We start from the raw sequence: 13,956 nt of genomic DNA, 5'->3' as shown, positions 1-13,956 counted from the left end.
CCCCTCCAATTGCGGTGGCAATCGAGATTCTTCGAGAATTGTGCATCGTCGTTTTTTACCACGGATTGAATGAAAGTCTTGTATACACGAGCCAATTTTGGGCGGTATTGAAGACCGCAACCATTTTTGCATGGTCTTTCGCAATACTGTTTGGGATCCCGCTCTACATTCTTCTGAGATGGCTCAGAATTTCTCGCCGTGGGTAACGATAGGGTTCGCTGCCGCAATCGGAGCATTGTTCAATATTTTTCCGGAATTCTTGCCCAAAAATGAGACGACCAACTTTTGGATAACAGGCTGCCAAATCATAGCGAATGGCACGCGCACTTTATGTGGTTATTGGGAGCTGGCATCGGACGTGCTGTCTACCGCGACGCTGGGCGCGATGGCCGGTCTGATTTTTTGGCTTATCTACGCTGGCGGCTGGAAACGGCCAGTCACCTGAATCTAGCGTGCTTTCGCGGTCGCCAGTGCCCTTGAAAAAGCAGTGGCAAAGCTCTCGCGGTCGTCGGGATTGAGGAAACCGCCGATCGGCACATTCTGGCCTTGTGCTTCCACCGCCATCCTGGTGATGCCGATCTCGGCGTGGCGGGCGACCGAAAAACGCGCCCAGAACGGATTGAAGCGATGCGCTTCCGATTTGCCTGATGGCGCGGTCTTGCGGATATTGAGACTGGTGCGCGAGACCGACACTTCGTCGCGGGCGCGGGCGGCACGATAATTGGCGCGAAAGGCGATGTAGACGGCAATCAGGTCGAGACCCAAGAAGCCGAATACCGGCCAGGCGCCGCGCGACAGGAAAAACGCTCCGGTCACCAACGAGCCGAACAGCAGGGCGCCCATCAGGATGGCAAAGCCGGTTTTGCCCAGCGACCGATGCGGTATCAGCAACGCCTGGAAGAATGGCTCGTCGGCCTGAAATGAGGCGTTTGTGTCGCTCATGCCGGGATATTATAGGAAGAGGATGACGAGCCCCAAGTCCAAAAATTCCTCCACGCCCGAAAATGAACTGCCCCCCGGCCGACGCGACGGCTCGAACGCCAAACCGCGTGCCCGGCCGGTGCGGTCCCATTCGCTGTACAGCCCGGCCGAGGTGCACGAGATTTTCCGACGCTTTTCCGTTCAGCGGCCCGAGCCGAAGGGCGAGCTCGAACATGTCAACGCCTTCACGCTGCTGGTGGCGGTGGTGCTTTCGGCACAGGCGACCGATGTCGGCGTCAACAAAGCAACGCGGGCGCTGTTCAAGGTCGCCGACACGCCGCAAAAGATGCTGGCGCTCGGCGAGGCTAAGCTCGGCGAGTATATCCGCACCGTCGGGCTTTGGCGCAACAAGGCTAAGAACGTCATTGCGCTGTCGGAAGCGCTGATCCGCGACCATGGCGGCGAGGTGCCTGACGACCGCGACCGGCTGGTCAAGCTGCCGGGCGTCGGGCGCAAGAGCGCCAATGTCGTGCTCAACATGGCCTTTGGCCAGCATACGATGGCGGTCGACACGCACATCTTCCGCATTGGAAACCGGCTCGGGCTGGCGCCCGGCAAGACGCCGGAGCAGGTCGAACAGGGGCTGTTGAGGATCATCCCGGACGAATATATGCGGCACGCGCATCACTGGCTGATCCTGCATGGGCGCTATGTCTGCAAGGCGCGCAAACCGGATTGTCCGGTCTGTGTCATCGCCGACATCTGCAAGGCCGAGGAGAAGACGAATGATGTTCCGGCGCCGCTGGTCGAAATTGCGCCACTCGAACCGGTAGGCGAAATTCAGTAGCCGTAGCCGCGCGCCATCGCCGCGGCGAAGACCGGGATCAGCAGGAAGATCAAGGCTTCGGCGCGGACATAAGTTCGAACGGATACAAGTTGCGCCGCCGGCACCTGGAAACCGGGACTGGCCGAGGCCTGCCTGTTCCAGGAAACAAAGCGGATCGTCGGGATGATCGACAACAGGCCGACGATGACGAAGGCCGCCATCTTTGCCCAGAACACCCAGTTGTAGACGTAGAATTCCCAGCCCTTCAGGCCGTAGATGACGCGGCCGATGCCGACGACGATAATCAGCATTGCGATGATGCCATAATGGCGATCGATGCCGACAAGCCGCCGGAGCGTCGCGGCGGGCAGATCGCCACGGATCAAGACAAATTCGGCGCCGATGATGCCTGCCAGTGAAAACACCAGCAGATGATGAAAGATGGCAAGCAGAAGATCGGTGGTATCCATGCCCTTTTTCCCTCCGTCGGACGGCACAGCGGACGCGCTGAATCAGTTGCCGGTGAAAACTAGCACCGCCGGACAGGATTCACATGGCTGGGAGATGATCTGCACAGGCTTTGGCTCTTGTCTGGTGCAGGCGATTGGATCTCTGTCGCATATCGCTGTCCCCAAATCACCGAGCACTGGGCGACATGCACTAAGCACAGGCAAACGCAACCGAGGCATGACATATGATCAACCCACAGACGCTCGTCGCTCCCGTCATCGAAACGCCGCGCACCGTGCTGCGGTCACACCAGCTCGATGATTTCGATGCCTACGTCGCCATGTGGGCCGATCCGGCCGTCACCCGCTTCATCGGCGGCAAGCCGCGCACGCGAGAGGAAAGCTGGATGCGCTTCCTGCGTCATGCCGGCCTGTGGTCGCTGCTGGGCTACGGCTTTTGGGCGATCGAGGACAAGGCATCCGGCCGCTTCATCGGCGAGGCCGGCTTTCACGATCTGAAGCGCGACATGGTGCCTTCGATCGAAGGCGTTCCGGAAGCCGGCTGGGCACTGGCCCCGAGCGCACATGGCAAAGGGTTCGCTAGCGAAGTCGTCGCACGGGTTCTCGCCTGGGGCGACGAGGCATTCGGGCGCGCAAGGACGGTCTGCATCATCGATCCGGAAAACACCGCTTCATTGAACGTCGCGGCAAAATGCGGCTACAGGGAAGTGCTGCGGACCTCCTATCACGACGATGCGACGATCCTGCTGGAACGGCAGGCTTGAGGGTGCTGCCTGTCGTCCTGTGGTTCTGATCAGGCCGAATCGAGGCTTTCTACGCCTTCCGCTTCAGCATCGGACCTTCCGCTTCGGCGCCGGCTTTGCGGGCCGCCTGTTCTAGCATCGAGGCGTCTTCGCCAAAAGCGCGGGTGGCACGCGCGGCTGCCTCAATCAGCGGATGTTTCATGCGCTGGAGAAAGGCCGCGTCGACGCGCGTGCTCGGGCCGGACAGCGTCAATGCCCCGAGCAAGGTGTGCCCCGGTCCGAACACCGGTGCCGAGACGCCCGCCGTCTCGGGGTCGCGGTCGCCGACCGACAAACAATGATAGGTCTTGCGGATCGTCTCGTAAGGCTCGCCCTGCTGACCGGAAAACGCCGCAAGCACGCGGCCGCCTGAACCGGCCAGCAACGGCAGCACGTCGCCTTCCCGTATGGTGTAGCGGATGGGATGCTTGGACTCGACGCGGTAGAGACAGGTGCGCACGTCGCCCGAACGGACATAGAAAGCGACGCTTTCCCAGCTTCGCTCGGCCAGATCGCGCATGATCGGCAGCAGGATGTCGATCGCCACAACCGAACGCTGGTATAGGGCGCCCAGTCGGAAGGTGGCAGGGCCGACGCGGTAGCGGCCGTCGTCGAGACGCTCCAGCAGCTGCCCGCGCAGCAACGAGTTCGCCAGCCTCAGGATCGTACTCTTGTACAGGCCGGTCCGCGCCGCGATTTCGGCAAGGCTGAGCGACCGGTCGGCGGTAGCGAAAGCATCGAGGATGGCGATCGCACGGTCGAGCGCGGCAACGCCGTTGGTCGACGCAGGCCTGGATTGTGTTACGGTCATCTGCTTGACCACGTCGTTCCGTTCCCAGTTGGACAGAAGGGCCGATCGGAACAACTATGCCGCGTGCAGATAGTTCTGTCCAGTAGAATGCCGTTCCTGTTGACAGAACGAAGCAAAGACTGCATGAATTTTTGTCGAGCGGGTCTGAATTCAGGCTACGTTGCTGGCAGGCACCGGAGGAGGTGTCCGTGATTGGAGGAATCCCATGCTGAACAGACGCAGATTTTTAATGAGCACCGCCGCCGCTGGCGCCGCCGGCTTCGCGGCGTTGCATCTCTCGCCCGCTTTTGCGCAGGATGCACCGCAGATCCAGATCTTCGTGCCGGCAGCGCCCGGCGGCGGCTGGGACCAGACGGCGCGCACGATGGACCAGGTGCTGCGCAGCGAAAAGCTGATCTCCGGTTCGCAGATCACCAATGTCGGCGGCGCCGGCGGCACAGTCGGCCTGCCGCAATTCATCAGCCAGTGGAACGGCAAGGGCAATTCGCTGATGGTTGCCGGCATGGTCATGGTTGGCGCCATTATCGCCAACAAATCGGCCAATAATCTCACCGAAGTGACGCCGATCGCCCGCCTCACCGGCGAATTCGAGGCGCTTGTGGTGCCGGCGGCCTCGCCGTTCAAGACCGCAGCGGATTTCGTCGCCGCCCTCAAGGCCGATCCGACCAAGGTTCCGGTGGCTGGCGGTTCGGCGGGCGGCTCGGACCATATATTGTTCGGCCTTATCGCGAAGACGGCCGGTGTTCCGGCAGCCAACCTCTCCTACGTGCCGTTCGCCGGTGGCGGCGAGGCACTGTCGGCGCTTCTCGGCAACCAGGTCGCGGCCGGCATCTCCGGCTATGGCGAGTTCTCCGAACAGGTCAAGGCAGGCGCGCTTCGGCTGCTCGCCATTTCCGCGGACAAGCGCCAGGAAGGCATCGACGCACCGACGCTGAAGGAAGCTGGCATCGATGTCGAATTGTTCAACTGGCGCGGCGTTTTCGCACCGCCGGGCGTTTCCGACGCCGACAAGGCGGCGATGGTAACGCTGGTCGAGACCATGGCCAAAAGCGATGCCTGGGCCACCGAATGCAAAAACCGCAACTGGACGCAAATCCTGCTCACCGGCGACGACTATGCGAAATTCCTCGCCGAGGACACGGCCCGGATCGCAGCCATCCTCAAGGACCTCGGCCTTGCCTGATTTCCTCGGAGAGGGGCGGTCTGCACTGCCCCTTTCCGAAGTTCGCCAGCCGCATGGACATGCGATCCAGCGCGAGTGAAACTGCGGTAAGGTCGGCTGTGGGAGACCGGCCTATCCAGGGAGGACGATCATGAGCACCAGCGACCAGCAGGCGGCGCGGCCGCGCCTTGCCGTGCCCGAACTGCTGATCGGCATCGGGCTTCTCGCTTGCGCCGGCGCAGTTGCATGGCAGACGCTGTCGATTCCGGTGTCGCCGCTCTACTCGAAGGTCGGCCCGACCGTCTTCCCCTACATCACCATGGTCGGCATGACGGTCCTTTCCCTCCTGCTGATCGTCGCCGCCCTGCGGGGCGGCTGGCAGCCGGAAGAAGAAAAGGAAACGCCGACCGACTGGAAGGCGATGGGCATCGTCGCCGTCGGACTGGTCGCGAACCTTGTGCTGATCCAGCCGCTTGGCTTCACCGCAGCCTCGGTGATCATGTTCGTTCTCATCTGCCACGGGTTCGGCAGCAGACATCCGCTGCGTGACGCGCTGCTTGGCCTGATCCTGGCGCTTGCCGCCTATTTCGGCTTCGCCAGGGCACTCGGCGTCAACATCGGCGCCGGCTTCATCGAGAACCAGCTGAACACGGGTCTCGATTCGATCATCCGTATGTTGAGAGGCTGAAGCCATGGAAACGCTCAGCCATCTCGCGCACGGATTTTCGGTCGCTTTTACGCCGGTCAATCTCATGTGGTGCCTGCTCGGCACGACACTGGGGACAGCGATCGGCGTGCTGCCCGGCCTCGGACCGGCGCTGACCATCGCGCTGCTTTTGCCGATCACCTATCAGGTGGCGCCGGAAGCGTCCTTCATCCTGTTTGCCGGTATCTATTACGGCGCCATGTATGGCGGTTCGACGACATCGATCCTGCTCAACACGCCGGGCGAAAGTGCGACCATCGTCACTGCGCTGGAAGGCAACCGGATGGCCCGTTCCGGCCGCGGCGGCGCGGCACTTGCCACCTCGGCGATCGGCTCCTTCGTCGCCGGCACACTCGGCACGCTGGGCGTCGCTTTCCTGGCTCCGGTGGTGGTCAAATTCGCGCTGTCTTTCGGCCCGGCCGAATATTTTTCGCTGATGGTGCTGGCCTTCATCACGGTTTCGGCGGTGCTCGGCTCGTCGTCGGTGCGTGGTCTGACCAGCCTGTTCGTCGGCTTCGTCATCGGCATGATCGGCGTCGACCTGCAGACCGGCCAGCCGCGCTTCACCTTCGGCATGAGCCAATTGCTCGACGGCGTCGACGTGATCGTTGTCGCCGTCGGCCTCTTTGCGGTCGGCGAGACGTTCTACATGGCCTCGCGCCGCTATGCCGGCAAGGACGAGATCGTGCCGCTGAAGGGCTCGCTCTACATGACGGCGGCCGAATGGGCACGCTCGTGGAAGGCTTGGCTGCGTGGCGCCCTGCTCGGCTTCCCGATCGGCGCCCTGCCGGCCGGCGGCGCCGAAATCCCGACCTTCCTGTCCTATGCGATCGAGAAGAAGCTCTCCAAACACAAGGAGGAGTTCGGCACGGTCGGCGCCATTGAAGGCGTTGCCGGACCGGAAGCCGCCAACAACGCATCGGCTGCCGGCGTGCTGGTGCCGATGTTGACGCTCGGCCTGCCGACCTCGGCGACGGCCGCGATCATGCTGTCGGCCTTCCAGAGCTATGGCATCAATCCCGGGCCGATGCTGTTCATGACGCAGGCCAATCTGGTCTGGGGGCTGATCGCCAGCCTGTTTATCGCCAATATCATCCTCGTCATTCTCAACCTGCCGCTGATCGGCCTGTGGGTGCGGCTGCTGAAAATCCCGGCGCCGCAGCTCTATGCCGGCATCCTGGTGTTCGCCACGGTCGGCACCTACGGTATTTCGCAGTCGCCGACCGACCTCGTCATCCTCTATCTGCTCGGCGGGGCCGGATTCCTGATGCGGCGCTTCGATTTCCCGACGGCGCCGGTCATCATCGGCATGATCCTCTGGCCCCTCGCCGAAACGCAGTTCCGCCGTGCGATGACCATCTCGAACGGCGACTGGTCGGTGTTCTACAAGCATCCGCTGTCGCTGACGCTGCTGACGCTGGCGTTCATAGGGCTGATCGGACCGCATATCTACGCTTTCATCGAACGCCGGCGCACGCGAGGACCCGAGCATGTGCCGGGCGATGCCTGATCTGTTTGTGACATCATGACCGATCTGCTGTCCGGTATCCGCGTCCTCGACCTGACCAATGTTCTGGCAGGTCCTTACTGCGCCTATCAGCTGGCGCTGCTCGGGGCCGATGTGATCAAGGTCGAGGCGCCGCAGGGCGGCGATCTGGCGCGCCAGCTCGGCGGCTCGCCGGAGCTCAACAGTGCCGGAATGGGCGCTTCGTTCCTGGCGCAGAACGCCGGCAAACGATCGGTGGTGCTCGATCTCAAGAAAGAGGCCGATCGCGAACGCTTTCTCGATCTGGTCGCCTCCACTGATGCGCTTGTCGAGAATTTCCGGCCCGGCGTGATGGACCGGCTGGGGCTTGGCTATAAGAGGCTGAAAGAGGTCCGCCCCAGCCTTGTCTATTGCGCGATTTCGGGCTTCGGCCAGACCGGGCCGATGCGCGACAACCCTGCCTACGACCAGATCATCCAGGGCCTTTCCGGCATCATGAGCATCACCGGCACACCGGAGACTGCGCCATTGCGTGTCGGTTATCCCGTCGCCGACACGCTGGGCGGGCTGGTCGGGGCGTTCGCCATCGCCGCCGCGCTGGTCAAGCAGAAGACGACAGGCGAGGGCGCCTTCCTCGACGTGTCGATGCTCGAATGCACGCTATCCGCGCTGGGCTGGCCGGTCTCCAACTATCTGACGGCTGACGTCGTGCCGCAGCCGATGGGCAATGAGAACATGACGGCTGCACCTTCCGGCACGTTTCGCACCGGCGACGGTCTGCTCAACATCGCCGCCAATAAGCAGGAGCAGTTCGTTACGCTCTGCCGGCTGATCGGGCTGCCGGAGCTGGCGTCAGACCCGCGCTTTGCCGAGCGCGAGGCGCGCAAGCGCAACCGCATCGCCTTGAAGGCACTGATCGAGGATGCCCTGGCGAGCGGCTCGGCCGCGGCCTGGGAAGAGACGCTCAATCGCGCAGGCGTGCCGGCGGGCAGGGTGCTGACGATCCCGCAGGTGCTGGCCGAGCAGCAAGTGATCGAGCGCGACATGACCACCCGTTTCGATGGCATGCCGAACATGGAGCGGCCGCTGACCGTCGTGCGCGGCGGATTCATGGTCGATGGTGCGGCACCCTTGCCGACCAAGCCGCCGCCGGCGTTGGGCGAGCATATGGACGAGGTGTTTGCCAGCCTGCCGCCGCGCGTCAAGAAAAGGGCGCAGGCATGAGCGACGTGAGAACATGAGCGACGTTGGAAAAAAAACCGGCCGCGAGCGCGGCGAGGAATGGTGGCAGACCGATATCATCGAAATGCGCCCTGGCGTGATCCGGCTGCGCGGCTATGAGATCCAGGACCTGATCGGCCGCGTCAGCTTTCCGGCGATGATCTGGCTGATGCTGCGCGGCGAACTGCCAGGTGAGGAGCAGGCGGCGCTGCTCGGCATCGCGCTGGGGGCGGCCGTCGACCACGGGCCGCAGGCACCGTCGATCGCCATTGCCCGCATGGCGGCTACCTGCGGCGTCGGCATCAACAGTGCCATGGCCTCAGCCATCAATGTGCTTGGCGACGTGCATGGTGGCGCCGGTGAACAGGCGCTTGCCTTCTACGGCGACATCGCCGCGGCACTGGACGCAGGCGTGACGCTTGCCGATGCCGTCGCGTCGCGCCTCGATCGTTTCTTCGCCGAGGAAAAATCCTATGTGCCGGGGCTCGGCCATCGCTTCCACCCGGTCGATCCGCGGGCGCCGCGCCTCATCGAGCTGACCCGCGATTTTGCCGCGCGCGGCGTCGTCAGCGGACGTTTCGCCGACATCGCCGAGGCTGTTGAGGCCGAGGTCGCGCGGCGCAAGGGCAAGAAGATCCCGCTCAACATCGACGGCGCCACCGCTGTCATCTATGGCGAGCTCGGCTTTCCGCCGCCGCTGACACGCGGCCTGTTCGTGCTCTCGCGCTCGGTCGGCATATTGGCGCATGCGTGGGAACAGTCGCAACAGAGCGACCGAAACAAGGGGCCACTGCCACGCGAATGGTTGTGGGCCTACACCGGCACGCCGGTGCAGCCTTTGCCTCAGGGTGATGACGATGCCAAATGAGACCTTTGCTCAAGTTCGCCAGCGGGCGCTGGTTGGGGAACTTTCAAGTTCTTCAGCAGCGTTGAAAGGTCGGGCTCGTCGATAAGCACGGCTGCGTCTGCCGGCGTCAGCCACGCTCGCTGCCGCCTTTTGGCTTCCTGCCAGTTGGCCAGTTCCTCCGTCACCGCCAGCAGGTAGACGGTGACGTCGACGCGGACGAAGCGGTTGGTCAGCCGCTTCCAGTAGGAATAGGTGCCGGCCGGCTGCTTCAGCGTCTTGCCGAGGACGCCGGCTTCCTCCTGCGCTTCGATGGTGGCTGCCTTGCGCCCACTCTTGCCCTTCATCGGCCAGCCCTTGGGCACAATAAAGCGCCTTGTCGATATCGAGGTGACCAGCATCACCTCGACGTTGCCATGCTCGCCCAGCCGAAAAGGAATCGCCGCGACCTGACGGATCCGCCCGCCCTTCCTCGCCTTGCGTACGGCCTTCTTGGTGGCTGCCATTCCCGACGATCCAATCAGGGCAGTGCCCAAGCAAAAAGGCACATTGCGAAATCAAAACCGCCTTGATGCTACTTCAAGCACATCTGCGTTCAAGTATATAAGTCGGCTAATAAATGAAAAGCGCCGGCTATCTCAGCGGCAGGTGCTGATGAAGCGGCTGCCCGACCGCCGCAACTGGCAAGTAGGCTGCATCTGCTGCACATCAGGCCGTTGCGGCGCGACCTGGCGATCCTGGGCACGGAACTGCTGTTGCTGCTGCTGATACTGCTGCCGCCGCAGCCTGTTCTCGAGCATCTGCAATTCGCCCTGCAGGACCAGCGCGTTGCGGTTGGCGGGAGTGACGTTCTGCGCGGAGACAGCGGCGCCCGACAACATCGCTGTTGCCAGCATTGCCGACATGAAGATCGTCGATAGGCGAAGCGGCGACATCTGTTCATTCCCGCACGAAATGGAACCCTCTAATCAATATAGGGCGTTTGTCTGGTGACGCCATAATTAAAGCCTCGCCGAGGCGGAATTGCCGGGGCTGAAGGCCCGTCGACCCTCATGTGCTGGCCAGGGGCATCATCTCGAGGTTGACGACAAGGGGGCATTCTGCAATTCAGCACGTGTCAGGCCGGTTGCCTGGTGTCTTTGGCATCCGATACGAAAATCACGCCGCTGCTCGAGGCCGCCGCCATTTTGAAAGGCCAACCGATCAGCTTTCCCATCTCATGACCGGCTTTAGCGGCGCGCTCTCCCGAACCGCGGAACTCTCGGCCGATTGAGCGTTGTCCACTAGGATTACATTCAGTCCACTTCGCGCAGACGATATCCGACGCCGGTTTCGGTCGTGATGTAACGCGGCTGGTCGGGCGTTTTCTCGATCTTTTGCCTGAGCTGCCGCACATAGACCCTGAGATACTGCACGTCGGTCGAATCGCCCCAGACCTGCTTCAAAAGAAACTGGTGGGTGAGAACCTTGCCCGCGTGCTGCACGAGGATGCGCAGGATGTCGTATTCCTTCGGCGAGAGCTTTATCTCCCTGCCCTCGATCGTGACAATGCGCTTCACCAGATCGACAGTGAGGTCGCCAGTGTGGAAGACCGGCTTTTCGCCTTGCTGCTGGAACTTGTGGCGGAGCGCTACGCGGATGCGGGCGACAAGCTCGTTCATGCCGAACGGCTTAGTGACATAGTCGTCGGCGCCGAGTTCAAGTGCCGAGACGATGCCGGCCTCGTCGGTGCGGCTGGAAAGGATGACCACGGGAACATGCAGGCCGTCGTCCCGCCATTTGCGCAGCAATTCGTGGCCGCTCATTCCGGGCAGGCCGAGATCGAGCAGGATCAGGTCCGGCTTTTCCGTCTCCATCAGTTCGATCGCCGTCTTGGCGTTTGGCGCCTCGCTGATCCCATAGCCCTGGCTGCCAAGGCCGACGCGGAGCAGCTTGCGGATAGGGGGTTCATCATCGACTACCAATATCCTGACGTCCAGGTTCGTCATGGCAATTCATCCATGTCGGGGTCGTCCACATGTTGGACTTCCGGCACCGGCATCCTGATGGTGAAAACCGCACCAGAGCGGTCGGTCCTGTTGGCCGCCGAAATCGTCCCGCCCATCGCCTCGATGAAGCCGCGGCAGATCGAGAGCCCAAGCCCAGTGCCGGCACGGACTTGGTCGCCCTTGCGCACCCGGTGGAACGTGTCGAAAATGCGCTCCAGATCCGCTGGCGGAATGCCCGGCCCCTCATCCATGATCTGCAGGATGACGGAACCATTGTCGGCCCAGCCCTGCAGGCGGATCGTCGAACCTGGCGGCGCATATTTAGCGGCATTGTCGAGGAGGTTGAACAGCGCTTGCTCAAACAGGACGGGGTCGAGCCTCAACATCGGCAGATCCGTGGGAATGTCCATTTCGGTCTTGTGTTCGCCGATGATTTTCCTGGCCCGATGCAAGGCGGTGCCGACAATGTCGCCGACATAGTGGAATGCGTAGTTCGGCTCCATCGCACCGGATTCGATCTTGGTCATGTCGAGCAAATTGGCGATGAAGCGGTTCAGCCGCTCCGATTCGTCGAGCACGGTCGACAGCAGGTCCGCCCGGTCCGCTTCGGGAAGCGCCGGCGCAAATTCCCGCAAGGTGCCGGCGGCGCCCATGATGGCGGCAAGCGGTGTTTTCAGGTCATGGGAAATCGAGGTCAGCAGCGCCGAGCGCAGGCGGTCCGCCTCGGCCTCGAGCTTGGCCCGGTCGACGTCGGCAACAAGCTGGATGCGCTCGATGGCCACTGCCGCTTGATCGGCGAGCGCGTCGAGCAGGCGCTTCTGTTCGGGAGTCAGCAACGGGCCCTGCTTGTCGTTGTCGAGGCCGACGACGCCGACGGCGGTGCGTCCCGTCCGCAACGGCAGATACAGGCGTCTTGCTCCGGGAAGCGTGTCGGCGCCGCGGCCTGCGGGGCGATCGTGCTCCCAGGCCCAACGGGCGGCCGCGATATCGGCCTCGGCCAGCGTGTCGTCGGGTGGGTAGCCGGCCTTGACGGTGATCGAGCCGTTTTCCGGCAGCAGCAGCACCACGCGCAGCTTCAGCATCGAGGCAATCTGGAAGGCAGTCGCCCAGAGCACGTCGTCAAGCGTGCCAGCGCCGGCGAGCTTCTTCGAGAAGAGATAGATATCTTCCGTGGCGCGTGCCCGCGAGCGGGCAGCGACCGCCTGTCGCTGCACGCGCACTGTCAGATTGCTGGCAATGACCGCAACAACCAGGAAGACAGCCAGCGCAACGATGCTCTCCGGATCCTGGATCGTCAGCGTGTAACGTGGTTCCAGGAAGAAAAAGTTGAAGGCAATGGCGCTGATGAGACAGGCATACAAAGCCGGCCAGAGACCGCCGGTCACCGCTGAAGTCAGAACCCCGATGAGAAAGATGATCGCCAGATTGCGGACGTCGAGAAACTGGTGGAGAAGGACGGCGAAGGCGAGCGAGCCAGCAACATAGGCCGTGGCCTTGAGATAGGGCCAGATCTCGAATTGCCACTGCTCGTCCGCGGCCTTGACGGTCCTCGACGTCGCCTCGGCGTTGCGCTCGTTTCCCGAAATGACATGGACGCTGATGTCGCCGGCATTGCGGATGAGATCATAAGTGAGCGAGCCTTCGATCAATTCCCGCCAGCGCGATCGGGTTGGCCTGCCGATCACGATATGGGTGAAGTTGTTCGCGGTCGCATGGCGAACGATGTCCTGCGCGACGTTCTGACCTGGAATGGTCGTTACCTCGGCGCCGAGCTGCTCGGCAAGGCGCAGCAGCGTCGCTAGCCGATCCTTGTCTTCCTCGGACATCCCGGCTGAACGAGGGGTATCGACATGAAGCGCCGTCCAGGGGGCGCGGAGCCGGTCGGCCAATCTCCGCGCATAGCGGACACGGGCCGCCCCGCCCGGACGCGCATCGACGCAGACGAGAACCCTTTCCCCCGCCGCCCAGGGCCCGGGTATGGCGTGGGCCTGCATGTGGATCAGCAACTGCTCGTCGACGCGCTGGGCGGTGCGGCGGAGCGCCAGTTCCCTGAGCGCCGTCAGATTGCCCGGCGAGAAATAGTTCTCGATGGCGCGCTGGGCGGTGCTGGGGATATAGACCTTGCCTTCTTCAAGCCGCTTGATCAGGTCGTCGGGAGTGAGATCGATGATCTCGATGTCGTCGGCTTGGTCGATGATGGAGTCTGGAACCGTCTCGCGCACCCTGACGCGCGTGATCTGCGCCACGACATCGTTCAGGCTTTCGACATGCTGGATGTTGAGCGTCGTGTAGACGTCGATGCCGTGCGTCAGGATTTCCTGAACGTCGAGATAGCGCTTGGGATGGCGGCTGCCCGGCGCGTTGGTATGGGCAAGCTCGTCGACGAGGACCAGCGCCGGACGCCGGGCAAGGATGGCATCAAGGTCCATTTCCTCGAGGATGCGCCCCTTGTAGTCGACTTGGCGACGGGGGATCACCTCATAGCCGTCGACCAGCACCTGGGTTTCCTTGCGGCCGTGCGTCTCGACGACGCCGATCACCACGTCCACCCCGTCGGCCAATCTTGCATGGCCCGACATCAGCATTTCATAGGTCTTGCCGACACCGGGTGCTGCGCCCAGGAATATCCGCAGACGACCGCGCGCCTCCCGCTCCGCATGATCAAGCAGCGCGTCGGGTGAGGGTCTGGTTTCGTTGCGGCTGTCGTCCGGCATCAGAATCGATCATGAATGGCGCCGG

General features: G+C 62.7%; 15 protein-coding genes. 8 read left to right on the top strand and 7 right to left on the bottom strand.

Features of this window, described 5'->3' with window-relative positions; genetic code table 11:
* Positions 1-97 precede the first annotated feature (97 nt).
* The gene (locus tag AC0L25_RS14535; protein WP_473596127.1) at positions 98-445 is read left to right on the top strand and encodes a hypothetical protein; all 348 of its coding nucleotides are present in this window, start codon (positions 98-100) and stop codon (positions 443-445) included.
* A gap of 2 nt (positions 446-447) precedes the next feature.
* Here AC0L25_RS14535 and AC0L25_RS14530 read toward each other — a convergent pair whose 3' ends face one another.
* Positions 448-942 (bottom strand): DUF2244 domain-containing protein, encoded by a 495-nt coding sequence (locus AC0L25_RS14530; RefSeq protein ID WP_473596126.1) that lies wholly within the window; start codon positions 940-942, stop codon positions 448-450.
* Positions 943-964: 22 nt separating this feature from the next.
* Between AC0L25_RS14530 and nth the strand changes: the two genes are divergently transcribed.
* Positions 965-1,768 (top strand): endonuclease III, encoded by an 804-nt coding sequence (nth, locus tag AC0L25_RS14525; protein ID WP_473596125.1) that lies wholly within the window; start codon positions 965-967, stop codon positions 1,766-1,768.
* On the opposite strand, the gene AC0L25_RS14520 is transcribed toward nth, so the two are convergent.
* Complete coding sequence (locus AC0L25_RS14520; protein WP_473596124.1) at positions 1,762-2,217, bottom strand: DUF2214 family protein; 456 nt, start codon at positions 2,215-2,217, stop codon at positions 1,762-1,764. The genes nth and AC0L25_RS14520 overlap by 7 nt on opposite strands.
* Before the next feature lie 224 nt (positions 2,218-2,441).
* On the opposite strand from AC0L25_RS14520, the gene AC0L25_RS14515 reads away from it, so the two are divergent.
* Positions 2,442-2,981, top strand: coding sequence for a GNAT family N-acetyltransferase (locus AC0L25_RS14515; RefSeq protein WP_473596123.1), 540 nt, complete (start codon positions 2,442-2,444; stop codon positions 2,979-2,981).
* 49 nt (positions 2,982-3,030) lie between these two features.
* On the opposite strand, the gene AC0L25_RS14510 is transcribed toward AC0L25_RS14515, so the two are convergent.
* Positions 3,031-3,810, bottom strand: coding sequence for an IclR family transcriptional regulator (locus tag AC0L25_RS14510; protein WP_473596170.1), 780 nt, complete (start codon positions 3,808-3,810; stop codon positions 3,031-3,033).
* 205 nt (positions 3,811-4,015) lie between these two features.
* Between AC0L25_RS14510 and AC0L25_RS14505 the strand changes: the two genes are divergently transcribed.
* The 5 genes from AC0L25_RS14505 to AC0L25_RS14485 all read left to right on the top strand — a co-directional run bounded on the left by AC0L25_RS14505 (position 4,016) and on the right by AC0L25_RS14485 (position 9,253).
* Positions 4,016-4,993, top strand: a complete 978-nt coding sequence (locus tag AC0L25_RS14505) for a Bug family tripartite tricarboxylate transporter substrate binding protein (protein WP_473596122.1) — start codon at positions 4,016-4,018, stop codon at positions 4,991-4,993.
* 130 nt (positions 4,994-5,123) lie between these two features.
* Complete coding sequence (locus tag AC0L25_RS14500; protein WP_473596121.1) at positions 5,124-5,660, top strand: tripartite tricarboxylate transporter TctB family protein; 537 nt, start codon at positions 5,124-5,126, stop codon at positions 5,658-5,660.
* A gap of 4 nt (positions 5,661-5,664) precedes the next feature.
* Positions 5,665-7,188 carry a tripartite tricarboxylate transporter permease gene (locus AC0L25_RS14495; protein WP_254023475.1) on the top strand — a complete coding sequence of 508 codons (1,524 nt, stop codon included), beginning with the start codon at positions 5,665-5,667 and terminating at the stop codon, positions 7,186-7,188.
* Positions 7,189-7,203: 15 nt separating this feature from the next.
* The gene (locus AC0L25_RS14490; RefSeq protein ID WP_473596120.1) at positions 7,204-8,388 is read left to right on the top strand and encodes a CaiB/BaiF CoA transferase family protein; all 1,185 of its coding nucleotides are present in this window, start codon (positions 7,204-7,206) and stop codon (positions 8,386-8,388) included.
* A gap of 13 nt (positions 8,389-8,401) precedes the next feature.
* A complete protein-coding gene (locus AC0L25_RS14485) occupies positions 8,402-9,253 on the top strand; it encodes a citryl-CoA lyase (RefSeq protein WP_473596119.1) in 852 nt (283 codons plus the stop codon).
* Here AC0L25_RS14485 and AC0L25_RS14480 read toward each other — a convergent pair.
* From AC0L25_RS14480 to AC0L25_RS14465, 4 genes are all read right to left on the bottom strand, one after another.
* Positions 9,229-9,735, bottom strand: a complete 507-nt coding sequence (locus tag AC0L25_RS14480) for an NUDIX hydrolase (RefSeq protein ID WP_473596118.1) — start codon at positions 9,733-9,735, stop codon at positions 9,229-9,231. The genes AC0L25_RS14485 and AC0L25_RS14480 overlap by 25 nt on opposite strands.
* A gap of 132 nt (positions 9,736-9,867) precedes the next feature.
* Positions 9,868-10,164 carry a hypothetical protein gene (locus AC0L25_RS14475; RefSeq protein ID WP_352954153.1) on the bottom strand — a complete coding sequence of 99 codons (297 nt, stop codon included), beginning with the start codon at positions 10,162-10,164 and terminating at the stop codon, positions 9,868-9,870.
* A 360-nt stretch (positions 10,165-10,524) separates the two neighbouring features.
* Positions 10,525-11,217, bottom strand: a complete 693-nt coding sequence (locus AC0L25_RS14470) for a response regulator transcription factor (protein ID WP_473596117.1) — start codon at positions 11,215-11,217, stop codon at positions 10,525-10,527.
* Positions 11,214-13,931: a DUF4118 domain-containing protein gene (locus tag AC0L25_RS14465; RefSeq protein WP_473596116.1), complete on the bottom strand. Its 2,718-nt coding sequence runs from the start codon at positions 13,929-13,931 to the stop codon at positions 11,214-11,216. The genes AC0L25_RS14470 and AC0L25_RS14465 overlap by 4 nt, the downstream gene beginning before the upstream one ends.
* Between the last annotated feature and the right edge of the window lie 25 nt (positions 13,932-13,956).

It is taken from the genome of Mesorhizobium sp. WSM4813 (assembly GCF_055811555.1).
The sequence above is the reverse complement of the archived record's forward strand: the minus strand, read 5'-3'. Positions and strand labels throughout refer to the sequence as shown.